Below are 24,248 nucleotides of genomic sequence, written 5' to 3' on the forward strand. Positions count from 1 at the left end.
CGATACTTCAGTTGCCGGATGATGACGCTTAGGCGTCGGCATCCGACGCTGGAGTTTCATCTATTTCAATACGTCGAATCTGTAAGCCGTCATCGGCCACAATTCTCAGCATATCGCTGTTGCATTGCGGACATCTGCGCACGCGTTGCGTCAGTAAGGTGACGTATTGCTGACAAGATTCGCACCAACATTCGGCTTCTTGTTCTTCGAGGTGGAGTTTACAACCTTCTGCAAGGGTCCCGCGGCATACCAGATCAAAACAAAAGGCGAGAGCGCTGGTTTCTACGCAAGAAAATGCGCCAATTTTGAGCCAGACCCCAGTTACTCGTTGAGCACCGTATTGCGTGGCCTGTTGTTCAATCAATTCCAGTGCCCGTTGGCAGAGGGTTATTTCGTGCATACCGCCTCCTATGAAGTTGCCGTATTAAAAGCAATAAACATGCCAGATTGAATTTTTTCTATCGTGACAATGACGACGATGACGAAATGACATGTCGTCACCGCTCTTTGATTTTTTATCTATATGAAAATAAAGGTTTTTAATTTTGGCATGAAATGTGCTTAAAGCTGTTCATCTCTGCTAAACGGGTAACCTGACATGACTATTTGGGAAATAAGCGAAAAAGCCGATTACATCGCTGAACGGCATCGTCGCCTACAGGACCAGTGGCGTATTTACTGCAACTCGCTGGTTCAGGGGATCACCCTGTCAAAAGCGCGTTTGCACCATGCAATGAGCTGCGCACCGGACAAGGATCTCTGCTTCGTCCTTTTTGAACACTTCACTATCTACGTCACGCTGGCGGACGGCTTTAACAGCCACACCATCGAGTACTACGTTGAAACGAAAGACGGTGATGATAAGCAACTGATTGCACAGGCTGAGTTGACCATCGACGGTAAGGTTGATGAGCGTATCAGCAACCGCGATCGCGAGCAGGTGCTGGAGCACTATCTCGAAAAAATCGCCACCGTCTACGACAGCCTCTATACCGCGGTTGAAAACAATATGCCGGTGAATTTAAGCCAGCTGATTGAGGGACATAGCCCGGCTTAAGCCTTGGGTGCTGCCCACTTTTGTCATGATGCGCTTTCATACTGCGTCACGACGTTTAGGGAATGGGCATGTCGAAAAATGTCGAAATGACATTTTCCAGACATGTTTTCGTCAAAAATGACTATCACCTGAGGAATGCCTGGTGAATCGTTTTGTAATTGCTGACTCCACTCTTTGCATCGGCTGCCACACCTGTGAAGCCGCCTGCTCAGAGACACATCGCCAGCATGGCCTGCAGTCAATGCCGCGCCTGAAAGTGATGTTAAATGAAAAAGAATCCGCCCCGCAGCTTTGCCACCATTGCGAAGATGCGCCTTGCGCCACCGTTTGTCCGGTTAATGCGATTAATCGCGTTGATGGTGCCGTGCAGCTGAATGAAAGCCTGTGTGTAAGCTGCAAACTGTGCGGGATCGCCTGTCCGTTTGGCGCGATTGAGTTTTCCGGTAGCCGTCCGCTGCATATCCCGGCAAACGCCAATACACCAAAAGCGCCTCCGGCTCCGCCAGCGCCTGCCCGCGTAAGCACGTTGCTGGACTGGGTTCCGGGTATTCGTGCCATCGCGGTGAAATGCGATCTGTGTAGTTTTGACGAGCTTGGTCCGGCCTGCGTACGCATGTGCCCGACCAAAGCCCTGCACCTGGTGAGTAACGTGGATATTACCCGCGCCAGCAAACGTAAGCGTGAGCTGACTTTCAATACCGACTTCGGCGATCTCACCTTGTTTCAGCAGGCTCAGAGTGGGGATGCAAAATGAGCGCAATTTCACTGATTAACAGCGGCGTAGCCTGGTTTACGGCGGCTGCGGTTCTGGCATTTCTGTTTTCATTTCATAAACCGCTGAGCGGCTGGATTGCCGGGGTTGGCGGTGCGGTTGGCAGCCTGTGTACAGCGGCTGCGGGTTTCACCGTACTGACTAATGCCCTGGCTTTAAGCGGTGTGATGCCATTTATTGGTCACAGTGTGCAAATTACCCCGTTGAACGCTATCTGGCTGATTACGCTGGGCCTGTGCGGCCTGTTTGTCAGCCTGTACAACATTGACTGGCATCGTCATCCGCAGGTAAAAGCCAACGGGCTGCTGGTGAATCTGCTGATGGCCGCGGCGGTATGTGCGGTGGTTGCCAGCAACCTCGGAACGCTGGTGGTGATGGCGGAAATCATGGCGCTGTGTGCCGTGTTCCTCACCGGCTGCAGCAAAGAGGGCAAACTGTGGTTTGCGCTGGGCCGTGTCGGCACGCTGCTGCTGGCTATTGCCTGCTACCTGGTGTGGCAACGCTACGGCACCCTGGAGCTGCGCCTGCTTGACCTGCGCACTCAGGAGCTGCCGCTCGGGTCTGATATCTGGCTGCTGGGCGTGGCGGGTTTTGGCTTGCTGGCCGGGATTATTCCGCTGCACGGATGGGTGCCACAGGCACACGCCAACGCCAGCGCACCGGCTGCGGCGCTGTTCTCTACCGTCGTCATGAAGGTGGGTCTGCTGGGTATTCTCTCCCTGTCGCTGCTGGGCGGTAACGCGCCGCTGTGGTGGGGCATTACGCTGCTGGTGCTGGGAATGATCACCGCGTTTGTCGGCGGTCTGTATGCACTGATGGAACACAACATTCAGCGTCTGCTGGCATACCACACGCTGGAAAACATCGGCATTATTCTGCTGGGTCTGGGCGCTGGCGTAACCGGAATTTCCCTGAATCAACCTGCGCTGATTGCGCTGGGTTTGACCGGCGGTCTGTACCACCTGGTAAACCACAGCCTGTTCAAAAGCGTTCTGTTCCTGGGCGCAGGCAGCATCTGGTTCCGTACCGGTCATCGTGATATCGAAAAACTGGGCGGTATCGGTAAACGTATGCCGGTTATCTCTCTGGCGATGCTGGTTGGCCTGATGGCGATGGCCGCACTGCCGCCGCTGAACGGTTTTGCCGGTGAGTGGGTTATCTACCAGTCCTTCTTTAAGCTTGGCAACAGCGGCGCGTTTGTCGGTCGTCTGTTAGGACCGTTGCTGGCGGTAGGACTGGCGATTACCGGCGCGCTGGCGGTGATGTGTATGGCGAAAGTCTATGGCGTTACGTTCCTTGGCGCACCGCGCACGAAGGAAGCTGAAAATGCCTGCTGCGCGCCAATCCTGATGGGCGTTAGCGTAGTCGCGTTGGCTATCTGCTGCGTGATTGGGGGCGTTGCTGCGCCGTGGCTGCTGCCGATGATCTCCGCTGCCGTTCCGCTGCCGCTGGAAACCGCGAACACCACCGTTTCTCAGCCAATGATCACGCTGCTGCTGATCGCATGTCCGCTGCTGCCGTTCATCATCATGGCGATTTTCAAAGGCAACCGTCTGCCATCGCGTTCACGCGGTGCGGCATGGGTGTGTGGTTACGATCACGAGCAGTCAATGGTCATTACCGCACACGGTTTTGCCATGCCGGTGAAAGAAGCCTTTGCACCGGTACTCAAACTGCGCAAATGGCTGAATCCGGTATCACTGGTTCCGGGCTGGCAGAATGCGGCTGCACCGGTGCTGTTCCGTCGCCTGGCGCTGATTGAGCTGGCGGTACTGGTGGTGATTGTGGTTTCACGAGGAGCCTGAGAATGAGTGTTTTATATCCGTTAATTCAGGCGCTGGTGCTGTTTGCCGTTGCGCCGCTGCTGTCCGGTATTACCCGCGTGGCACGTGCGCGTTTGCACAATCGCCGCGGTCCGGGCGTTTTGCAGGAATACCGCGACATTATCAAACTGCTGGGCCGTCAGAGCATTGCGCCTGCGGACTCCAGTTGGGTTTTCCGCCTGACGCCGTTTGTGATGGTGGGTGTGATGCTGACTATCGCCACCGCGTTGCCGGTAGTGACCGTTGGCTCACCGCTGCCGCAACTGGGCGATCTGATCACCTTAATTTACCTGTTCGCCATCGCCCGCTTCTTCTTCTCTATCGCGGGCCTGGATACCGGTAGCCCGTTTACCGCTATTGGCGCCAGCCGCGAAGCGATGCTCGGCGTGCTGGTTGAACCTATCCTGCTGCTGGGTCTGTGGGTAGCGGCGCAGGTTGCTGGCTCAACGCATATCAGCAATATCGCCGATACCATTTATCACTGGCCTGCTGCACGCAGCATTCCGTTGATTCTGGCGCTGTGCGCCTGTGCTTTCGCCACCTTTATCGAAATGGGCAAACTGCCGTTCGATCTGGCAGAGGCAGAGCAGGAGCTGCAGGAAGGTCCATTGACCGAATACAGCGGCAGCGGTTTTGCGGTGCTGAAATGGGGCATTAGCCTTAAGCAACTGGTCGTTCTGCAAATGTTCGTTGGCGTGTTCCTGCCGTGGGGACAGATGGAAACCTTCACCTCGGGTGGGCTGCTGCTGGCGCTGGTGATTGCCGTCGTCAAACTGGTTCTCGGCGTGCTGGTCATCGCCCTGTTCGAAAACAGCATGGCGCGTCTGCGTTTTTGCGCCACTTCACGCGTGACCTGGGCCGGTTTTGGGTTTGCGTTTTTAGCGTTCGTCTCCTTGCTGGTGGCGTGATTTAAGAGAGTTTGAGCATGTCTGAAGAAAAATTAGGTCAACAATATCTCGCGGCGCTGCACCAGGCCTTCCCGGGCGTCGTGCTGGATGAAGCCTGGCAGACCAAAGATCAGCTGACGATCACCGTCAAGGTGAACTACCTGCCGGAAGTGGTGGAGTTCCTGTACTACAAACAGGGGGGCTGGTTGTCCGTGCTGTTTGGTAACGACGAACGTCAGCTGTGCGGTCATTATGCTGTGTACTACGTGCTGTCGATGGAGCAGGGTACCAAGTGCTGGATTACCGTGCGCGTTGAAGTCGATGCTAATAAGCTGGAGTTCCCGTCCGTCACGCCGCGCGTGCCTGCTGCGGTCTGGGGCGAGCGCGAAGTGCGCGATATGTACGGTTTGATCCCGGTTGGTTTGCCCGATGAGCGTCGTCTGGTACTGCCGGATGACTGGCCGGACGAACTCTACCCGCTGCGTAAAGACAGCATGGATTATCGCCAGCGCCCCGCGCCGACTACCGATGCTGAAACCTACGAGTTCATCAACGAACTGGGCGACAAGAAAAACAACGTGGTGCCGATTGGCCCATTGCACGTCACCTCTGATGAACCCGGTCACTTCCGTCTGTTTGTTGACGGCGAGAACATCATCGACGCCGACTACCGTCTGTTCTATGTCCACCGCGGCATGGAGAAGCTGGCGGAAACCCGCATGGGTTACAACGAAGTGACCTTCTTGTCCGACCGCGTGTGCGGCATTTGCGGCTTTGCGCACAGCACCGCCTATACCACCTCCGTCGAGAACGCGATGGGCATCGTCGTGCCGGAACGTGCGCAGATGATCCGCGCCATTCTGCTGGAAGTTGAACGCCTGCACTCGCACCTGCTGAACCTCGGCCTGGCCTGTCACTTTACCGGTTTTGACTCCGGCTTTATGCAGTTCTTCCGCGTGCGTGAAACCTCCATGAAGATGGCGGAGATCCTCACCGGGGCACGTAAAACTTACGGTCTGAACCTGATCGGCGGTATTCGTCGTGATCTGCTGAAAGAGGATATGATCCAGACCCGTCAACTGGCGCAGCAGATGCGTCGTGACGTGCAGGAACTGGTCGATATGCTGCTCAGCACGCCGAACATGGAACAGCGTACCGTAGGTATTGGCCGTCTGGATCCGGAGATTGCCCGTGACTTCAGTAACGTCGGCCCGATGGTACGCGCCAGCGGCCATGCGCGTGACACCCGCGCCGATCACCCGTTTGTGGGCTATGGCCTGCTGCCGATGGAAGTTCACAGTGAGCAGGGTTGCGACGTTATTTCTCGTCTGAAAGTCCGTATCAATGAAGTCTACACCGCACTGAATATGATCGACTTTGGTCTGGACAACCTGCCAGGCGGCCCGCTGGCTGTGGAAGGTTTCACCTACATTCCACACCGCTTTGCGTTGGGCTTTGCTGAAGCGCCGCGCGGGGATGACATCCACTGGAGTATGACTGGCGACAACCAGAAACTGTATCGCTGGCGCTGTCGCGCGGCGACTTACGCCAACTGGCCGACGCTGCGCTACATGCTGCGTGGCAACACCGTTTCCGATGCCCCGCTGATTATCGGTAGCCTCGATCCTTGCTATTCCTGTACCGACCGTATGACTGTGGTCGATGTGCGTAAGAAGAAGAGCAAAGTCGTGCCGTACAAAGAACTTGAGCGCTACAGCATCGAGCGTAAAAACTCGCCGCTGAAATAAGGAATCGCCATGTTTACCTTTATCAAAAAAGTCATCAAAACCGGGGCGCCGACATCGTCGTATCCGCTGGAGCCGATTGCGGTCGATAAAAACTTCCGTGGCAAACCGGAACACAATCCGCAGCAGTGCATTGGCTGTGCGGCCTGTGTGAATGCGTGCCCGTCGAACGCGCTGACGGTAGAAACCGATCTGGTCACCCATGAGCTGGCGTGGCAGTTCAACCTCGGCCGTTGCATCTTCTGCGCCCGCTGCGAAGAAGTCTGCCCAACGGCGGCAATCAAGCTGTCGCAGGAGTATGAACTGGCAGTGTGGAAGAAAGAGGATTTCCTGCAGCAGTCCCGCTTTGCGCTGTGTAATTGTCGCGTATGTAACCGCCCGTTTGCGGTACAAAAAGAGATCGATTACGCCATTGCGCTACTTAAGCACAACGGCGACAGCCGTGCGGAAAACCACCGTGAAAGCTTTGAGACCTGCCCGGATTGTAAGCGCCAGAAATGCCTGGTGCCGTCTGACCGTATTGAACTGACTCGCCATATGAAAGAGGCCAGCTGATGAGCAATTTATTAGGCCCACGTGACGCCAACGGTATTCCGGTACCGATGACGGTGGATGAATCCATTGCCAGCATGAAAGCGTCGCTGCTTAAAAGCATCAAGCGTTCAGCGTACGTTTACCGTGTGGACTGCGGCGGCTGCAACGGCTGTGAAATCGAAATCTTCGCTACGCTTTCTCCGCTGTTTGATGCCGAACGTTTTGGTATCAAAGTTGTACCATCACCGCGCCATGCGGATATCCTGCTGTTTACCGGCGCGGTAACGCGTGCCATGCGCTCTCCGGCGCTGCGCGCCTGGCAGTCTGCGCCAGATCCGAAAATTTGTATCTCTTACGGTGCCTGCGGTAACAGCGGCGGTATCTTCCACGACTTATACTGCGTATGGGGCGGCACGGATAAAATCGTACCGGTGGATGTGTATATTCCTGGCTGTCCGCCAACGCCTGCGGCTACGCTGTACGGTTTTGCAATGGCGCTGGGTCTGCTGGAACAAAAAATTCACGCGCGTGCGCCAGGTGAACTGGACGAACAACCGGCTGAAATTCTGCATCCGGACATGGTTCAGCCGCTGCGCGTGAAGGTGGATCGTGAAGCACGCCGTCTGGCGGGCTACCGCTACGGTCGCCAGATTGCTGATGACTATATGACACAGTTAGGGCAGGGCGAGCATCAGGTGGCGCGCTGGCTGGAAGCGGAAAACGATCCGCGTCTGACCGAGATCGTCACGCATCTTAATCATGTTGTCGAAGAGGCGCGTATCCGATGAGTGAAACGGTGGTGTTCAGTCAACTGAGCCGTAAGTTTATTGATGAGAACGATGCAACGCCCGCTGAGGCGCAGCAGGTTGTCTATTACAGCCTGGCGATTGGTCACCACCTTGGGATCATCGATTGCCTGGAAGCGGCGTTAACCTGTCCGTGGGATGAATATCTGGCGTGGATTGCCACGCTTGCCGAAGGCAGTGAAGCCCGCCGGAAAATGGAGGGCGTGCCGAAGTACGGCGAGATCGTCATCGATTTCAACCATGTGCAAATGCTGGCGCGCGCGTTCGATGATGCGCGTGCCGTGCAGACCCCGCAGCAGCAGGAGTGGAGCAAGCTGATGCTTAGCATGCTTCACGATATCCACCAGGAAAGCGCCATCTATCTGATGGTGAGGAGACATCGTGACTGACGTTTTATTATGTGTGGGTAACAGCATGATGGGCGATGACGGCGCGGGGCCGCTGTTGGCCGAAATGTGTGCTGCAAATCCTCAAGGACAATGGGTTGTCATCGACGGCGGTAGCGCGCCGGAAAACGACATCGTCGCCATCCGTGAGTTGCGTCCGCAGCGTCTGTTGATTGTGGATGCCACCGACATGGGGCTAAACCCTGGTGAAATCCGCATTATCGATCCTGATGATATTGCCGAGATGTTCATGATGACCACCCACAACATGCCGCTGAACTATTTGGTCGATCAGCTGAAAGACGACGTTGGCGAGGTGATTTTCCTTGGCATTCAGCCGGATATTGTCGGTTTTTACTACCCGATGACACAGCCGATCAAAGATGCGGTAGATACCGTCTATCAGCGATTAGCCGGGTGGGAAGGACACGGTGGGTTCGCTGAATTAGAGGCACCGGAAGCCTGAGCCTGAGGGCACTGAATACCGGATGGTGTGTCGCATTACCACCATCCGGATAACGTCGACACCCTCGAAACAGACTATTCACCCGCTTGTTCAATAATTAATTTCCCCTGCGTAACCGATACTTTTACTGACGTGCCCGTTGGGAACCCCGCCTGTTCCAGCCAGTCTCCGTTCATCGTGAGTGAAGCATGACGGCTTATACGTCGTGTAAAACCGGTCTTGCGATCTTCATGCCGAACTCTGACATAGCTGACTTTAAAATGACGTAATGGCTTGTTGATAACCGCTTCTGCATTGCCATTTTTACCAGACATAAACACTCCCTTGTTACAAATAAAGAGATGGAAAACTACTGAATAAAATGCCAGTAAAAAGGCGGGAGGGCAAACCCGAAACTGGAAGGCAGATCCAGAAAATAGAATGCAAATAATGAACGGATGAGAAGTTGATAATAGCTGGGGGGGAATATTCTCTTCTTTTACTAATACGGGAGTTATATTATATTTCGGCGTTGTTCAGGGAGGTTATATACTCGAATTATTTAGAATTTGAATATATGGGAAATTAATATACAGGAGTTATTTATGCGTTCAGGTATACGTTTGGTAAATTTAATTATTATTTCCTCTCTTCTTAGCGGGTGCGAGACGGCGGCTGACGCGTTCTTCTCTGCGGGAGACCGATTATTTCAACCGGGGGAGTCATCAGCTGCGTCAATGCCAACCTTGTCCGTCGCTGATTTTGTCGCGCCCTATACCTTAAATCCTGTTAAAGCCAATAAGGACTATCTTGGTGAGTGGGTGAAGCTGCGGGGCGTGGTCATTGATATTCGTAAGATTAATGGTATTTCCAATGCTTATTCTTATCTTGTCAGCCTGAAAGACGAAAATAATAAAACGAACAACGTGATTCAGTTCCAGTTTGGCTCCCATAATAGTACGAATGTTGAGTCATTACAGATTGGCCGGAGCGCGACAATTATTGGTCAGGTCCACGCGTTGGGCGAAGCGCCTTTGCCGCTGCTGCAAAATCCTAAAGTTGTGCAATAAAAATGATAACAGACAGCGGGTATATATATTCTGAATAATACGTGTTGCCGGATGGCAGTGTCATCCGGCAATATTGTTATTCCAGATCGGTCCCGTTGCTCGCAATCACTTTCTTATACCACCAGAACGATTTTTTGCGTTTACGCGCTAACGTGCCGTTGCCCGCGTCATCGCGGTCCACATACACAAAACCGTAGCGTTTGCTCATCTCACCGGTTGAGGCTGAAACCAGATCGATACAGCCCCAGGTGGTGTAGCCCAGCAGCGGCACGCCATCCTCAATAGCATCTGCCATGGCGCGAATGTGCTCGCGTAAATAGCTAATGCGATAGTCGTCATTGATTTCGCCGTTAGCATCGATCTCATCTTTCGCCCCCAGCCCGTTTTCCACCAAAAACAACGGCTTCTGGTAGCGGTCATACATCATATTCATGGTGATGCGCAGACCGAGCGGATCGATACCCCAGCCCCATTCGCTGGCGGCAATGTACGGATTACGCAGCGACTTCACCACGTTAGCGGCGCTGGTATTGCCAGTATTCATTTCAGCGGAGGCGCAGCGCGATGCGTAATAGCTAAACGAGACGAAATCGACGGTGTTTTTCAGGATATCGTCATCTCCCGCCGCTTTTTCTATCACCACGCCTTTTGCGCGAAACACACGGGCAGAGTAAGCGGGGTAAGCCCCGCGCGCCTGCACATCAATAAAGAACAGGTTTTCGCGGTCTTTTTCCAGCGCGGTCCACACATCTTCCGGTTTACAGGAATAAGGATAAAAATTACCGCCCGCCAGCATACAGCCGACCTGGTTTTGCGGATTAATTTCATGGGCAATTTTAGTTGCCAGGGCGCTGGCAATCAGTTCGTGGTGGGCGGACTGATATTTCACCTGATCCTGATTCTCACCTTCTTCAAATACCAGTCCGGCGCCAGAAAAAGGGCTGTGCAGCATAATGTTGATTTCGTTGAACGTTAGCCAGTACTTCACCAGACCGTCAAAGGCCTCGAAGCAGGTACGGGCGTAGCGGGTAAAGAACTCCACCATTTTGCGGTTACGCCAGGAGCCATACTCGCTGACCAGATGCATCGGCACATCGAAGTGACACAGCGTAGCTAACGGCTCAATACCGTATTTTTTACACTCGGCAAACACGGCCCGGTAAAACGCGATACCCTCTTCATTAGGCGTCAGCTCGTCGCCGTTGGGGTAGAGACGGCTCCAGGCAATGGAAGTACGAAAAACCGTAAACCCCATTTCCGCCATCAGCGCGATATCTTCTTTATAGCGATGATAAAAGTCGATTGCCTGATGGCTGGGATAAAATTCGTCATCCCGCAGCGTAAAGCGTTTTTCCTGACCCAGTTTGACGGCCATGCGGTTTGCGCCGTGGGGGATCATATCGACGGTGGTCAGCCCTTTGCCGCCTTCCCGGTATGCCCCTTCAGACTGGTTGGCGGCCAGTGCGCCGCCCCATAAAAATCCTTGCGGAAAAACAGACATAGTTAACCTCAGTTCATACCAGTCAAATGCTGGCTCTATTGATATTGCCTGGTTGCGCGGCCTGGTTTTTTCTGGCCTGCGCGGCTGCATCTTCGACAGGAATATCTTCAAAGCCGAGGAGCAGTGTTAATACAAAGGAAAGCACGACCGCCAGCGCCATCACGCCAAACACCCAAACGATGGTCATCGGATTGGCTGGATCGAAAAACTGTACGCTGGTGAACAAGCCTGGAGCCGCCATGGAGTGGCTCGCCAGTCCGGCCATTCCGGCAACGGCACCGCAGATAAAGCCGCTGATAAGACTCGCAATCAGTGGGCGTTTCAGGCGGATCGCCACGCCATACAGCGCGGGTTCGGAAATGCCTGCCATGATGGCCGAGGCGGCTGCCGCTAACGCCGTCTGACGCAGTTCCGGGTTTTTGGTTTTCCATGCTACTGCCAGCGATGAACCGCCCAGCGACAAATTGGCGCCGATTTCCGACGGCATCACCATGCCTTCTTTTCCGGTTTCGGCAATGGTCTGAATAATGGTTGGCGTGAAGACGCGGTGCATACCGGTCATCACCAGCAGCGGCCACAATGCGCCCATAATGGCCACCGACAGCCAGCCGAGATAGCCGTGAATGGTATAAACCAGCGCTGAAATTGCACTACCGATCCAGATACCGATAGGGCCAATGATGACGATGGCGAGTGGGGCGGCGATCAGCACGATTAGCATCGGTTTAAGGAAGTTTTTGGTTACCGCCGGAGTGATGCGATCGACCCAGCGTTCGATGTAGGACAGACACCAGGTCATGACCAGCGCCGGGATCACCGTGTAGGTGTATTTCACCGCCGTCACCGGGATCAGGGCAAACTCAACGTGCTCACCCTGCGCGGCCTTCGCCATCAGTTCGATGAAGCTGGGATGCACCAGTACGCCTGCGATGGCGATTGCCAGCGACATGTTGGTTTTGAATTTTATGGCTGCTGAGGCGGCGACCATCAGTGGCAGGAAGAAGAAGGCGCCGTCGCCGATTACGGTCAGAATAGTGAGCGTGGACGATCCTTTCACCAGCACGCCGGTCATTTCGAGGATCATTGCCAGCAGCTTGAGCATTGATCCGCCGATAATAGCCGGGATCAACGGGGACATTGTGCCGATCAGCGCGTCGAGGATCCCCGCGCCAATCCGCTTCAGCGTCAGCCGAGGTTTGGTTTGCGGCTCTGCAGGTTGCATATTGGCAGGTAACAGGCTGACTACCTCGCGATACGCCTGCGAAACGGTGTTGCCGATGATCACCTGGCACTGGTTATCGCTGCGCACCACGCCGAGCACGCCAGGGAGCGTCTTCAGCGTCGTGCTGTCGACCTGCGAGTCATCTTTGATAACGAAACGCAAACGGGTCATACAGTGGGTCACTGCTGTGATGTTGTCCACGCCTCCCAGAGCCGTCACAACCGAGCGCGCCAGCGCTGCATAATTTTTGGACATCGGATTTAATCCTGTTTTATCAGTAGAGTACGTTATGTTTTATCCGTTTACGTTGGTCGCTTTTCTGGGTTGATGAAACGCAGATAGGAAACCGGTTCCACAAAATCATGTTTAAATTACACGTAATGGGCAAGTTTTAATTTTGATCATTTTTTATAATTGTGACTCCGATCACCAGATGTCAGCGTTTGCAATTTAGCAGCAAGGACAGCGGCGAAACGGTGCAGTACACTGCGTCACATTGAGAGAAAAGGGATGAGTAATATGACCACGATGCTGGAGGTGGCGAAGCGTGCCGGGGTGTCAAAAGCGACGGTTTCCCGGGTGCTTTCCGGGAATGGCTATGTCAGCCAGGAAACCAAAGATCGCGTGTTTCAGGCCATTGAAGAGAGTGGTTACCGCCCTAACTTGCTGGCACGCAGTCTGGCAGCGAAAACCACGCAGACGCTGGGTTTGGTGGTAACTAACACCCTTTATCACGGCGTCTATTTCAGCGAACTGCTGTTTCATACCGCGCGGATGGCGGAAGATAAGGGACGCCAGTTGTTGCTGGCTGACGGTAAGCACAGCGCAGAGGAAGAGCGTCAGGCGATCCAGTACCTGCTCGACCTGCGCTGTGACGCGATTATGATCTATCCGCGTTTTCTTAGCGTGGATGAGATAGACGATATCATCGACGCCCACGCCCAGCCGATTATGGTGCTTAATCGGCGGCTGCGGAAAAATACCAGCCACTGCGTGTGGTGCGATCAAAAGCAAACCAGTTTTAACGCCGTTACTCAACTCATTGCCAGCGGCCACAAAGAGATTGGTTTTATTACCGGCTCAATGGATTCGCCTACCGGCGTGGAGCGACTTTCAGGCTATAAAGACGCGCTGGCACATCATGGCATTCCGCTTAATAATTATTTGATTGTTAAAGGGAAATGGACGCCAGCCTGCGGCGCGGCGGGAGTCGATACTTTGCTTTCGCGTCAGGTCAATTTTACCGCGCTGGTGGCCAGCAATGATGATATGGCGATCGGTGCGATGAAGCAGTTGCACGCGCATGGCGTGAGCGTCCCTGCTCAGGTGTCGGTGATTGGCTTCGATGATATCGCCATCGCGCCATACACTATTCCGGCGCTTTCCAGCGTCAAAATCCCGGTAACGGAAATGATCCAGGAAACGATAGGCCGCCTGATCTTTATGCTGGATGACGGGGCGTTTACGCCGCCAAAAACCTTCACCGGTGAACTCATTCAACGCGACTCTGTTGCGCCGCTCGTTTTGCGCTGACGGCTGTCATTTGTCATCGTCACTAGTGACGATGACACGGCTTCTCTGCATTCATCAAAATAAAAAACCTTTAATAACAGTTAATTAAATTCTGGCACGATTTATGAATGCTTCGGCAGATAATCTGTCATTGCTGGAGAAATTGATGAACCGTTTCATCATTGCAGACGCCAATAAATGCATTGGTTGCCGTACCTGTGAAGTGGCCTGCGTGGTATCCCATCAGGATAACCAGGACTGCGCATCGCTGACCCCTGAAACCTTTTTACCCCGCATTCATGTCATCAAAGGCGTTAATGTCTCCACGGCGACGCTGTGCCGCCAGTGTGAAGACGCACCGTGCGCTAACGTCTGTCCGAACGGTGCAATCAGCCGTGATAAAGGCTTTGTCCACGTGATGCAGGAGCGCTGCATTGGGTGTAAAACCTGCGTTGTGGCTTGCCCTTATGGCGCAATGGAAGTGGTCGTGCGTCCGGTTGTTCGTAACAGCGGGGCAGGTCTGAACGTCCGGGCAGAAAAAGCCGAAGCCAATAAGTGCGACCTGTGCCACCATCGTGAGGCCGGCCCTGCCTGTATGGAAGTCTGCCCGACTCACGCGCTGATTTATGTGGATCGCAATAAGCTTGAGCAACTGAGCGCTGAAAAACGCCGTCGCGCGGCGCTGGATTCCACGGCATCTTTGCTGTTCTGATATCTGAAAATCCGCGTAAAATACGTGCCGGATAAGGCGAAGCCGCCATCCGGCAAACGGACATTTCAGGGATACAATACCGCGGGAATTCATCATGACAATAAACAACCACTCCGGCGTACAGCTGCGTATTCGCGGTAAGGTACAGGGCGTCGGATTTCGCCCCTACGTCTGGCAACTGGCGCAGCGGTTACAGCTACATGGCGATGTGTGTAACGACGGTGACGGTGTGGTTGTGCGTATACAGGAAGATCCGGCAGAGTTTATTGCGCAGTTGCATCAACACTGCCCGCCGCTGGCGCGCATTGACAGCGTTGAGAGCGAACCGTTCGCCTGGACGCAGCCGCCTGCCGATTTCTCGATTCGGCAAAGTGCTGGCGGCACGATGAATACGCAAATCGTTCCGGATGCCGCGACCTGTCCAGAATGTCTGGTTGAAATGAACACCCCCGGCGAACGCCGCTATCGTTATCCCTTTATCAACTGTACCCACTGTGGCCCGCGCTTTACGATTATCCGCGCCATGCCCTACGATCGCCCGTTTACCGTGATGGCGTCATTCCCACTCTGTGCGCAATGCGATAAAGAGTATCGTGATCCGTACGACCGTCGCTTCCATGCCCAGCCCGTTGCCTGTCCGGCATGCGGTCCCCACCTCGAATGGTTTAGCGCGGGTGAGCGGGCGGAGAAAGAAGAGGCGTTGCAGGCGGCAGTATCGCGTCTGAAAGCGGGCGGTATTGTGGCTGTTAAAGGGATTGGTGGGTTTCATCTGGTGTGCGATGCACGAAATGATGACGCCGTAGCGCTGCTCAGGCTGCGCAAACACCGTCCGGCAAAACCTCTGGCAGTGATGCTGCCCGGTGATGACGGACTGCCTGAACCCGCTCGTCGTTTGCTGACAACCCCAGCCGCGCCGATCGTGTTGGTGCAGAAACGCTATGTCGCAGCATTGAGCGAGGGCATTGCGCCAGGGTTAACGGAAGTGGGTGTCATGCTGCCAGCGAATCCGTTGCAGCATTTGCTCTTACAAGAGATGAAGTGTCCGTTGGTAATGACCTCCGGCAATCTCAGCGGCAGACCGCCCGCTATTACCAACGCCCAGGCGCTGGAAGATTTACACGAAATTGCCGATGGTTTCCTGCTGCATAACCGCGAAATTGTGCAGCGGATGGATGACTCTGTGGTACGCGACAGTGGCGAGATGCTGCGTCGTTCACGGGGTTACGTGCCGGATGCGGTAGCGCTGCCGCCAGGATTTCACGACGTGCCACCGATGCTTTGCCTGGGCGCAGATCTGAAAAATACCTTCTGCCTGGTGCGTGGTGAACAGGCGGTTATCAGCCAGCATTTGGGCGATCTCAGCGATGACGGCATTCAGCAGCAGTGGCGTGATGCGCTGCGCCTTATCCAGAACATTTATGACTTTACGCCGCAGCGTATCGTGCATGATGCACACCCTGGTTATGTTTCCAGCCAGTGGGCCAGCGAAATGAATCTGCCAACCGAAACGGTGCTGCATCACCATGCGCATGCCGCTGCGTGTCTGGCCGAGCACGGCTGGTCGCTCGACGGTGGCGACGTGATTGCCCTGACGTTAGACGGTATCGGCATGGGGGAAAACGGCGCGCTGTGGGGGGGAGAGTGTTTGCGGGTCAACTATCGTGAATGCGAACACCTTGGCGGCTTACCGGCGGTAGCGCTGGCGGGGGGCGATCTGGCGGCAAAACAGCCGTGGCGCAATTTGCTCGCGCAGTGCCTGCATTTTGTTCCTGACTGGCAGCGCTACCCGGAAACATCGGTGCTGCAACATCAAAACTGGAACGTGCTGGCGCGCGCCATTGAGCGGGGGATTAACGCGCCGCTGGCGTCATCGTGCGGACGGCTGTTTGATGCCGTTGCCGCCGCGCTTCAATGTGCGCCGGAATCGCTGAGTTATGAAGGTGAGGCGGCCTGCGCGCTGGAGGCGATGGCATCGCAATGTGCTGGCGTTGAGCACCCTGTCACGGTGCCGCTTGATGGCAATCAGCTGAACTTAGCGGTTTTTTGGCAACAATGGCTGACCTGGCAGGCCAAACCTGCCGAAAGAGCGTGGGCGTTTCACGACGCGCTGGCGCGTGGGTTTGCTACCCTGATGCGTTTGCAGGCTGAAGAGCGGGGGATTAAGACGCTGGTATTCAGCGGAGGTGTGATGCATAACCGCTTATTGTCAGCCCGGCTGGCGTTTTATCTGCATGATTTTACCTTACTGTTCCCGCAGCGTTTACCGGCGGGCGACGGCGGGTTGTCGTTGGGGCAGGGCGTGATTGCGGCGGCGTGGGCGTTGGCGCAAAAATAAAAAAGCCCCGGGACTGGCGGGGCAAGAACTACAGGTCGGGGCATACCGACAAGTGGCAACGCACATCCATGTGCGTGAGGTTAATAAATCAAGCAACGGTATCCTGTACTTACACGGGCAGCGTTTTCAGCAGCGCAAAGGCCTCTTTCATGCGGTCTTCGCTGACGACAAAGGCACATAGCTGGCCTGCGTCGTTCATCCCTCTGGCCACCATCCCTTGCGCTTCGGCGGCAATATGCCAGTTCAGATCGCGGCGCTGGGTTTCCCCAGCCAGATGCAAGGGTAATTCCGGCGTTTTGACTTTTACCAGCATGGCAGGCAACTTCAATGGCGCATTGCCGCCGAGCAGGTTTTTCGCCAGATACATGGCGCTCAGCTGAATCGGTTGCAGGAACGGAAGTACCTGACCGTTAATTTCCGCACAGTCGCCGAGAGCATAAATGTCCGGGTGGCTGGTTTGCAGGTAGCTGTCGACGCAGACGCCACGATTGATGTTCAATCCGGCGCGACGCGCCAGCGCGGTTTCAGGGCGCAGACCCGTAGCGGCGATCACCGCATCGACTTCTACGCTGCGGCTACGATCGAGCGTGGCGCGAATCCCCGACTCCGTTTTCTCCAGCCCTTGAAGCTGCGATTTCAGCAGCAGGTGTACGCCCATATCGGTCAGACGATGCTGTAAGCGACTGCTTACTTCTGGCGGCATCAGCGAAGCCAGAATGCTGGCGGCGTTGTCGATAAGCGTCACCGCTTTACCAGCACGACAAAAATCCATCGCCAGTTCGCTGCCAATCAAGCCGCCGCCGACAATCAGCACCCGTTGGGCGTCACGCAGTTGTGTTTCACAGGCGCGATACTCTTGTTGGCTGTTCAATGTGAGCATTAACTCACGTCCGGTAATCGGCGGTACGAAGGCCGACGCTCCCGTCGCCAGCACCAGTTTGTCGTATGGCCACTGTTGCTCCTGGCTTTTCACTACGTGAGCATCGGCATCGATGTCGGTTACCCAGGTGTGCGGAAAGAGGCGCAAATTAAACTGTTCGGCAAACTCCCCCGCCGACTGGCGGGTGAGGTCGTCTGCACGTTGCGACTGACTGATAACATGGCTGAGATCGGGCTTGTTGTACTCATCCATACTGTCTGCAGCAATCAGGGTCAGCGGGACATTTGCATCCTGCTTACGGATATTTTTGACTAACTGGCGGGCGGCGAAGCCCGAACCAATAATGACAATTCCGCGGCTCATTTTGCCTCCGTTGCCAGTACGTCGAAGACGTCTTTACCTAATGAACATTCCGGGCACAGGAAGTTATCCGGCACGTCGCTCCACGGTGTTCCCGGCGCGACATCCTGCAGCGGTTCACCTTTTGCCGGGTCGTAAATCCACTGGCATACGCTGCACTGCATGCTTGGACCAAGATCAGCGGCAGCCGCAGCGGCACAGGCGCACTCTTCCTCTTTGGTTGCCGTTTTGACGATTGTTTCCGGCAGCGGAGCAAGCGCCCACTGACGTGCGATTTCACGGCCATGCTGGCGACACAGTTCCAGCGCGTCCAGATCCGGACGCCATTTCGCTTTCAGACTCAGCGACATCTCGAAACCGGCATCCTGCAAGCGTGTGGACAAACGGTCTACCGCACCGCCGCTCCAGCCGTGTGAACCAAAGGCGCTGGCGCGTTTGTTACGAAAACGCAGGCCGGTCATCTCTTCTACCAGACCGGCGATTTTTGGCATCATTACGTTATTCATCGTTGAAGTACCAACCAGCACGCCTTTAGAGCGGAAGACGTTAGTCAGGACTTCGTTTTTGTCGCTACGGGCGACGTTAAAGATTTTCACCGCCACGTTCGGGTCAACTTCGTTGATGCCCTGGGCAATGGCGTCCGCCATCATGCGGGTGTTGTTGGACATGGTGTCGTAGAAAATGGTGATACGGTCTTCCTGATAGTCAGCCGCCCATTTCAGATACATTTCAACGATTTGTGTCGGGTTGTCGCGCCATACCACGCCGTGGGAAGTGGCAATCATATCCACCGGCAGGTTGAAGCCGAGAATCTCAGTGATTTTCGGTGTAACCAGACGGCTGAACGGCGTCAGGATGTTGGCGTAGTAACGCTGGCACTGTTCGAACAGTTCGGTCTGGTCAACTTCGTCGTTAAACAGACGTTCATCACAGTAGTGCTGGCCGAAGGCGTCGTTACTGAACAGCACCGCATCGCCGGTCATGTAGGTCATCATGCTGTCAGGCCAGTGCAGCATCGGTGTTTCAACGAAGATCAGCTGCTTACCGTTGCCAATGTCCAGCGAGTCGCCGGTTTTCACCACGTTGAAGTTCCACTCCGGGTGGTGGTGGTGCCCGTTGATAGAGTCAATAGCGTTGGCTGTGCAGTAAATTGGCGTGTCAGGGATGCAGGACATCAGCTCAGTCAGCGCACCGGCATGGTCCTCTTCCGCGTGGTTAATGATGATGTAGTCGATATCTGCTAGGTCAATTTCACTGCGCAGGTTCTGCACGAATTCACGGCTAAACTTGTGGTCTACTGTATCGATCAGGACATTTTTTTCTTCACGGATGAGATAGCTGTTGTAGCTGCTACCGCGCAGCGTTTTATATTCAGTCCCGTGGAAATCACGAACTTCCCAGTCACGTTGGCCAACCCAATGAATGTTATTTTTAACCAGAATAGACATAGCAACCTCAGTAATTAATTCAGCGTTTTTCTAAAAAAGATGTTTTGCTTATTGCAGGTTGCGTGCCAACTTTTTATTTGTTGATTTTAAAGGGTTTGTTTTTTAATGCCTATAAGGTGGTAGTCAAAATGACTATTCATTTTATTGTCAATATGACAATATGAATTGTCAAAATGACAATGAGGTCGTCATGAGTTTTTCCGTAGACGTGCTGGCGGGTATCGCCATTGAATTACAAAGCGGTATTGGACATCAGGACCGTTTTCAACGCCTGATAACCACCTTGCGTCAGGTGCTGGAGTGCGACGCGTCGGCATTGCTGCGCTATGAGTCGCGACAGTTTATTCCGCTGGCGATCGATGGGCTGGCGCAGGACGTTCTCGGCAGGCGCTTTACCCTGGAAGGGCATCCTCGTCTGGAGGCGATTGCCCGCGCCGGGGACGTGGTTCGTTTCCCTGCCGACAGCGATTTGCCAGACCCTTACGATGGGCTGATTCCGGGCCAGGAGAGCCTGAAGGTACACGCCTGCATTGGCTTACCGCTGTTCGCTGGTCAAAATCTGATTGGCGCGTTAACGCTGGATGGCATGGAGCCCGATCAATTCGATGTTTTCAGCGATGAAGAGCTTAGGCTGATTGCCGCGCTGGCGGCGGGCGCGCTGAGCAATGCGCTGCTGATTGAACAATTGGAAAGCCAGAATATGTTGCCGGGCCCGTCGACGGCCTTCGAGCAGGTGACTGAAACCCAAATGATTGGCCTGTCGCCCAATATGCTGCAGTTGAAAAAAGAGATTGAGATTGTGGCGGGATCCGATCTCAACGTACTGATTAGCGGCGAAACGGGGACCGGGAAGGAGCTGGTAGCTAAGGCTATCCATGAAGGTTCGCCGCGCGCGGTGAATCCGCTGGTGTATCTGAACTGCGCGGCGTTGCCGGAAACCGTAGCGGAAAGTGAGCTGTTTGGTCACGTAAAAGGCGCCTTTACCGGGGCTATCAGCAATCGTAGCGGTAAGTTTGAAATGGCTGACAATGGGACGCTGTTTCTCGATGAGATTGGTGAGCTATCGCTGGCGTTACAGGCTAAGTTGCTACGTGTGTTGCAGTACGGCGATATTCAGCGTGTGGGTGACGATCGCAGCCTGCGCGTGGATGTTCGGGTGCTGGCGGCAACGAACCGTGATTTACGGGAAGAGGTGCTGGCCGGGAATTTCCGTGCGGATTTGTTCCACCGCCTGAGCGTCTTTCCCCTTTCCGTACCGCCCCTTCGTGAACGCGGCGAAGATGTGGTGCTGCTGGCCGGTTATTTTTGCGAACAATGTCGGCTGCGGCTGGGACTTTCCCGCGTGGTGTTAAGTCCCGGCGCGCGTAGCCATCTGTTAAATTATGGCTGGCCCGGGAACGTGCGTGAGCTGGAGCATGCCATTCACCGGGCGGTTGTTCTGGCAAGGGCCACCAGGGCAGCGGATGAAGTGGTGCTTGAGGCGCAGCATTTTGCCCTGCAGGATGAAACGCCGGCTCTGCAGGCGGAGGTTGTTGCGGAGATCCCGCAGCATCGCAACCTGCGTGAGGCAACGGAGTCATTCCAGCGGGAGATGATCCGCCGGGCGTTGGCGCAAAATAATCATAGTTGGGCGGCAAGTGCGCGGGCGCTGGAAACAGACGTCGCCAACCTGCACCGGCTGGCGAAACGTCTGGGGCTGAAGGATTAGATAATACCTGCCTGATAGAAATCCTGCAGGTTGATAGCACCGGTGAGTTTACCGTTTTCATCTACCACCGGTGCGGCAGTGATTTTGCGCTTCATCAGGATCTCTTTGGCGTCAATGGCGCGGCTCTGGGCCTGCAGCGTAATGCCATTATGGGTCATTGCTTCGCTAACCTGAGTGGTGAGCGCTCCGCCGCCAACCAGCCAGCGGCGCAGGTCGCCGTCGGTAAAGACGCCTTTCACCAGCGACTCGTCGTCGCAGACTGCCACCAGGCCAAGACCCGTACGGCTTAGTTCCAGCATCGCGTCCATGACGCTGGTGGTGAGCGTCACCTGCGGAATGGCATCGTCACGGCGCATCAGATGATGCACTTTATTTAACAGGCGAGCGCCCAGCGCACCCGCTGGATGCGAGCGGGCAAAATCTTCTTCGTTAAAGCCGCGCGCCTGCATCACGGCGATTGCCAACGCGTCGCCCATCATCAGAGTGTTCACGGTACTGGAAGTCGGTGCCAGGCGCATCGGACAGGCTTCGCGCTCAACGGAAATATCCAGCACGGCTTTGGCTGCCAGACCCAGCGGTGAGGTCGATTTTCCGGTCATTGCCAGCAGAGCGACGGACTTGTCTTCCAGGCGCGGAATGATGAGATCCAGTTCTTTTGCGCCGCCGGAGTAGGAAATAAACAGCATGACATCACGGCTTTCAATCATCCCTAAGTCGCCGTGCAGCGCTTCAGCCGGATGCACAAAAAAGGCGGGCGTGCCGGTACTGGCGAGGGTCGCGGCTATTTTTTTGCCAATATGGCCTGATTTGCCAATCCCGGAGACAATCACTTTGCCTTCGCAGTGGATGATAGTATTGGCGGCGCGGACAAAATCATCGCCCAGTCGTTCAGGCAGTCGGCTGGCTTCCTGTAGCTCCAGCATTAACGTCTGACGGCCCGCGTTCAGTAGTGCATCACTCATTGGTTTCTCCGGTTATGATCACTTCAATCCCTTTTGCTTCCAGCGCCTGACGAAACGCAGGGTCGATACCCGCATCGGTAATCAGCTTGTCGACGCTTTCCAGACTGCACACAACATTGGGGCTTTTGCGCCCAAATTTTGACGAGTCAGCCATCAGAATCACTTCGCGAGCGGCATTGCACATCGCTTTACTGACGCTAAACACCTCATTAAAGGTGGTCACGCCGGCATTGAGGTCAATGCCGTCGGTGCCCATGAAGAGTTTATCAAAGCTGAACTGCTCAAAGGCGTTTTCTGCCAGCTGACCGTGAAATGACGCAGATTTTTTGCGAAAGGTCCCGCCGGGCATCAGGATAGTTTGCTCGTTGTCCAGCTCTGAAAGGGCGTTAACAATGTGCAGACTGTTGGTCATGACGGTGATGTTGCTAAAGCGGGTGAGCATCGGCACCATCTGCAATACGGTGCTGCCCGCATCCAGAATAATCGAGTCGCCATCGTGAATAAAACGGACGGCGGCTTCAGCAATCTGCTCTTTTTTATGCGTATTGATTAGCGTTTTGTGATCGATTGGCGGGTCGGATTCGTCTTTATTTAATACCACGCCGCCATAGGTACGAATGACGGTTCCGGCATTCTCCAGAATGACCAGGTCTTTGCGAATGGTCGTGCCGGTTGTGTCAAAGTAGTGGGCCAGTTCTTCAACCGAGCATTTCCCCTGCTTTTGTAGGTGCTCCAGTATGGCCGCCTGTCGCTGACGAGGTTTCATAGGCGTGATTACCCTGACTTATTAGGTTGCAAAATGATAATTTCGCAAGCTATTAGCATTCACAACGAAATTACCCATGTTTCAGTTTAAGCGCCAATGATAGTGCATTCTGCGCTAACGGATCATGGGGAAAGATCACATCAGGCTGTAAATCATCAAGATGTTTGCCCATTATCGTGGCAATTTTACCGGGCCTGGCAAATACAGTAAGACCTTTCATAAATAACGAATCGGTAACCCGCTGCTGCTCATCCAGCGCGATGGCGACCACCACGCGGGGTTTAAACCGTCCACCGGAACGACCTACGCCAACCCGACCCCGCTGGCAGAGTTGATCAAACGCCCGGTTAAAGCGGGATATTTGCCAGCCACCGAGCGCCAGTTGCAGGCACCAGGCGATAGCGGCGACGGTAATCAGTGCGGAAACCATAATGTGCTCCTTTGATTTTGCCGGATGGCGGCTGTGTCTTATCCGACCAGATGTGTGTAGGCCCGGTAAGCGCAGCGCCACCGGGCAATCATGTTTCTTAGAACATCACCTGACCACCGGTCACGTTAATGGACTGACCGGTGCAGTAAGAGGCTTTCGGGCTGGCGTAAAACAGCAGCATGTTCAGCACGTCCTGATAATCGCAGCCGCGCTTAAGCGGAACCTTATCAATGTAGTACTGCTCGACTTCGTCTGGCTTAAGGCCAAGCTTGGTCGCATATTGCGGTAATAATGACTGGAACATCGGTGATTTCAGCAGATTGCCGAGCATCAGTGAATGCACGGTGATCCCGTACTCTGCCAGATCCAGCGCCAGCGACTGGGTTAAACCTACGCCGCCAAATTTTGCCGCGCTATAGCCTGAGTTGTGTTTACTGCCCACTTTCCCTGATTTGGAGTTGATCTGGATAATGCGTCCCTGGACGCCATCGCGGATCATCAGGCGTGAAAATTCCCGTGCGCAGAGAAAGTAGCCGACCAGATTCACCTGCAGCGAGCGGTCGAAATCCCCAAGCTGAAAGTCGCTGATAAACGCGGCTTTTGCGATACCCGCGCTGTAAACCAGCAGATCGACGCGGCCAAATATTTCATCCACTCCGCGCGACAGCGCCAGCACACTTTGTTCTCTGGTGGCATCAGCGCCAAAACCGTAGGCGGTGCCTTCGCCAAACTCGGCGTTAATTTCCTGCGCGACGTTGGCGGCTTTATCGCTTTGGATATCCACCACCGCGACGCGGTACCCTTCTGTCGCAAGCCCACGGCAAAGGAATGCCCCCAGGGTCTGGCCTCCACCAATGACAACGGCAACCTGATTCATCTTTATCTCC

At 54.7% G+C, this 24,248-nt stretch carries 24 protein-coding genes; 14 read left to right on the top strand and 10 right to left on the bottom strand.

Annotated elements, in window-relative coordinates:
• Nucleotides 1-28: 28 nt before the first annotated feature.
• Entirely contained in the window at nt 29-400 is a 372-nt protein-coding gene (gene hypA, locus HV302_RS05580; protein ID WP_019077546.1) for a hydrogenase maturation nickel metallochaperone HypA, read from the bottom strand.
• Nucleotides 401-598: 198 nt separating this feature from the next.
• Here hypA and hycA point away from each other — a divergent pair, with 198 nt between their 5' ends.
• The 9 genes from hycA to hycI all read left to right on the top strand — a co-directional run bounded on the left by hycA (nt 599) and on the right by hycI (nt 8,476).
• Nucleotides 599-1,057 (top strand): formate hydrogenlyase regulator HycA, encoded by a 459-nt coding sequence (gene hycA, locus HV302_RS05585; RefSeq protein WP_016154190.1) that lies wholly within the window; start codon nt 599-601, stop codon nt 1,055-1,057.
• Between the two features lie 142 nt (nt 1,058-1,199).
• Entirely contained in the window at nt 1,200-1,811 is a 612-nt protein-coding gene (gene hycB, locus HV302_RS05590; protein ID WP_049040386.1) for a formate hydrogenlyase subunit HycB, read from the top strand.
• Nucleotides 1,808-3,634 (top strand): formate hydrogenlyase subunit 3, encoded by a 1,827-nt coding sequence (gene hycC / locus HV302_RS05595; protein WP_103284148.1) that lies wholly within the window; start codon nt 1,808-1,810, stop codon nt 3,632-3,634. Before hycB ends, hycC begins: the two co-directional genes overlap by 4 nt.
• Before the next feature lie 2 nt (nt 3,635-3,636).
• Nucleotides 3,637-4,560, top strand: coding sequence for a respiratory chain complex I subunit 1 family protein (locus tag HV302_RS05600; RefSeq protein ID WP_046274832.1), 924 nt, complete (start codon nt 3,637-3,639; stop codon nt 4,558-4,560).
• 17 nt (nt 4,561-4,577) lie between these two features.
• Complete coding sequence (gene hycE / locus HV302_RS05605; protein WP_016154186.1) at nt 4,578-6,287, top strand: formate hydrogenlyase subunit HycE; 1,710 nt, start codon at nt 4,578-4,580, stop codon at nt 6,285-6,287.
• A gap of 9 nt (nt 6,288-6,296) precedes the next feature.
• Nucleotides 6,297-6,839 (top strand): formate hydrogenlyase subunit HycF, encoded by a 543-nt coding sequence (gene hycF, locus HV302_RS05610; protein ID WP_016154185.1) that lies wholly within the window; start codon nt 6,297-6,299, stop codon nt 6,837-6,839.
• Entirely contained in the window at nt 6,839-7,606 is a 768-nt protein-coding gene (gene hycG, locus HV302_RS05615) for a formate hydrogenlyase subunit HycG (protein ID WP_003037388.1), read from the top strand. The genes hycF and hycG overlap by 1 nt, the downstream gene beginning before the upstream one ends.
• A complete protein-coding gene (locus HV302_RS05620) occupies nt 7,603-8,013 on the top strand; it encodes a formate hydrogenlyase maturation HycH family protein (protein WP_003037385.1) in 411 nt (136 codons plus the stop codon). The genes hycG and HV302_RS05620 overlap by 4 nt, the downstream gene beginning before the upstream one ends.
• Nucleotides 8,006-8,476, top strand: coding sequence for a hydrogenase maturation peptidase HycI (gene hycI, locus HV302_RS05625; RefSeq protein WP_016154183.1), 471 nt, complete (start codon nt 8,006-8,008; stop codon nt 8,474-8,476). The genes HV302_RS05620 and hycI overlap by 8 nt, the downstream gene beginning before the upstream one ends.
• A gap of 74 nt (nt 8,477-8,550) precedes the next feature.
• On the opposite strand, the gene HV302_RS05630 is transcribed toward hycI, so the two are convergent.
• Entirely contained in the window at nt 8,551-8,790 is a 240-nt protein-coding gene (locus HV302_RS05630; protein WP_016154182.1) for a SymE family type I addiction module toxin, read from the bottom strand.
• A gap of 270 nt (nt 8,791-9,060) precedes the next feature.
• Between HV302_RS05630 and HV302_RS05635 the strand changes: the two genes are divergently transcribed.
• Entirely contained in the window at nt 9,061-9,525 is a 465-nt protein-coding gene (locus tag HV302_RS05635; protein WP_049282636.1) for an OB-fold putative lipoprotein, read from the top strand.
• Between the two features lie 76 nt (nt 9,526-9,601).
• Here the strand turns inward: HV302_RS05635 and HV302_RS05640 are convergent, their stop codons facing one another.
• Together HV302_RS05640 and ascF are read right to left on the bottom strand one after the other, a co-directional pair.
• On the bottom strand, nt 9,602-11,026 hold the full coding sequence (locus HV302_RS05640; RefSeq protein WP_181627020.1) for a 6-phospho-beta-glucosidase: 1,425 nt from the start codon (nt 11,024-11,026) through the stop codon (nt 9,602-9,604).
• A 22-nt stretch (nt 11,027-11,048) separates the two neighbouring features.
• Nucleotides 11,049-12,503, bottom strand: coding sequence for a PTS cellobiose/arbutin/salicin transporter subunit IIBC (gene ascF, locus HV302_RS05645; protein ID WP_046274835.1), 1,455 nt, complete (start codon nt 12,501-12,503; stop codon nt 11,049-11,051).
• A gap of 264 nt (nt 12,504-12,767) precedes the next feature.
• Between ascF and HV302_RS05650 the strand changes: the two genes are divergently transcribed.
• The 3 genes from HV302_RS05650 (at nt 12,768) to hypF (ending at nt 16,807) form a co-directional block, all read left to right on the top strand.
• Nucleotides 12,768-13,781: a LacI family DNA-binding transcriptional regulator gene (locus HV302_RS05650; RefSeq protein ID WP_181627442.1), complete on the top strand. Its 1,014-nt coding sequence runs from the start codon at nt 12,768-12,770 to the stop codon at nt 13,779-13,781.
• A gap of 145 nt (nt 13,782-13,926) precedes the next feature.
• A complete protein-coding gene (hydN, locus tag HV302_RS05655) occupies nt 13,927-14,472 on the top strand; it encodes an electron transport protein HydN (protein WP_003037366.1) in 546 nt (181 codons plus the stop codon).
• A gap of 94 nt (nt 14,473-14,566) precedes the next feature.
• Nucleotides 14,567-16,807 carry a carbamoyltransferase HypF gene (hypF, locus tag HV302_RS05660; RefSeq protein ID WP_181627021.1) on the top strand — a complete coding sequence of 747 codons (2,241 nt, stop codon included), beginning with the start codon at nt 14,567-14,569 and terminating at the stop codon, nt 16,805-16,807.
• 109 nt (nt 16,808-16,916) lie between these two features.
• Here hypF and norW read toward each other — a convergent pair whose 3' ends face one another.
• Together norW and norV are read right to left on the bottom strand one after the other, a co-directional pair.
• Nucleotides 16,917-18,050 carry an NADH:flavorubredoxin reductase NorW gene (gene norW / locus HV302_RS05665; protein ID WP_016157314.1) on the bottom strand — a complete coding sequence of 378 codons (1,134 nt, stop codon included), beginning with the start codon at nt 18,048-18,050 and terminating at the stop codon, nt 16,917-16,919.
• The gene (norV, locus tag HV302_RS05670) at nt 18,047-19,495 is read right to left on the bottom strand and encodes an anaerobic nitric oxide reductase flavorubredoxin (protein WP_016154175.1); all 1,449 of its coding nucleotides are present in this window, start codon (nt 19,493-19,495) and stop codon (nt 18,047-18,049) included. The genes norW and norV overlap by 4 nt, the downstream gene beginning before the upstream one ends.
• Nucleotides 19,496-19,685: 190 nt before the next feature.
• Between norV and norR the strand changes: the two genes are divergently transcribed.
• Nucleotides 19,686-21,203: a nitric oxide reductase transcriptional regulator NorR gene (gene norR / locus HV302_RS05675; protein ID WP_181627022.1), complete on the top strand. Its 1,518-nt coding sequence runs from the start codon at nt 19,686-19,688 to the stop codon at nt 21,201-21,203.
• Here the strand turns inward: norR and gutQ are convergent.
• The 4 genes from gutQ to srlD all read right to left on the bottom strand — a co-directional run bounded on the left by gutQ (nt 21,200) and on the right by srlD (nt 24,238).
• Entirely contained in the window at nt 21,200-22,165 is a 966-nt protein-coding gene (gene gutQ, locus HV302_RS05680) for an arabinose-5-phosphate isomerase GutQ (protein ID WP_181627023.1), read from the bottom strand. The genes norR and gutQ overlap by 4 nt on opposite strands.
• The gene (gene srlR, locus HV302_RS05685; protein WP_003037350.1) at nt 22,158-22,931 is read right to left on the bottom strand and encodes a glucitol operon DNA-binding transcriptional repressor SrlR; all 774 of its coding nucleotides are present in this window, start codon (nt 22,929-22,931) and stop codon (nt 22,158-22,160) included. The genes gutQ and srlR overlap by 8 nt, the downstream gene beginning before the upstream one ends.
• Before the next feature lie 70 nt (nt 22,932-23,001).
• The gene (gutM, locus tag HV302_RS05690) at nt 23,002-23,361 is read right to left on the bottom strand and encodes a transcriptional regulator GutM (RefSeq protein ID WP_016154172.1); all 360 of its coding nucleotides are present in this window, start codon (nt 23,359-23,361) and stop codon (nt 23,002-23,004) included.
• A 97-nt stretch (nt 23,362-23,458) separates the two neighbouring features.
• Nucleotides 23,459-24,238: a sorbitol-6-phosphate dehydrogenase gene (gene srlD, locus HV302_RS05695; RefSeq protein ID WP_181627024.1), complete on the bottom strand. Its 780-nt coding sequence runs from the start codon at nt 24,236-24,238 to the stop codon at nt 23,459-23,461.
• Between the last annotated feature and the right edge of the window lie 10 nt (nt 24,239-24,248).

Origin of the sequence: Citrobacter sp. RHBSTW-00859 (genome assembly GCF_013729795.1) — a bacterium.
GTDB classification, from domain to species: Bacteria; Pseudomonadota; Gammaproteobacteria; order Enterobacterales; family Enterobacteriaceae; genus Citrobacter; species Citrobacter braakii.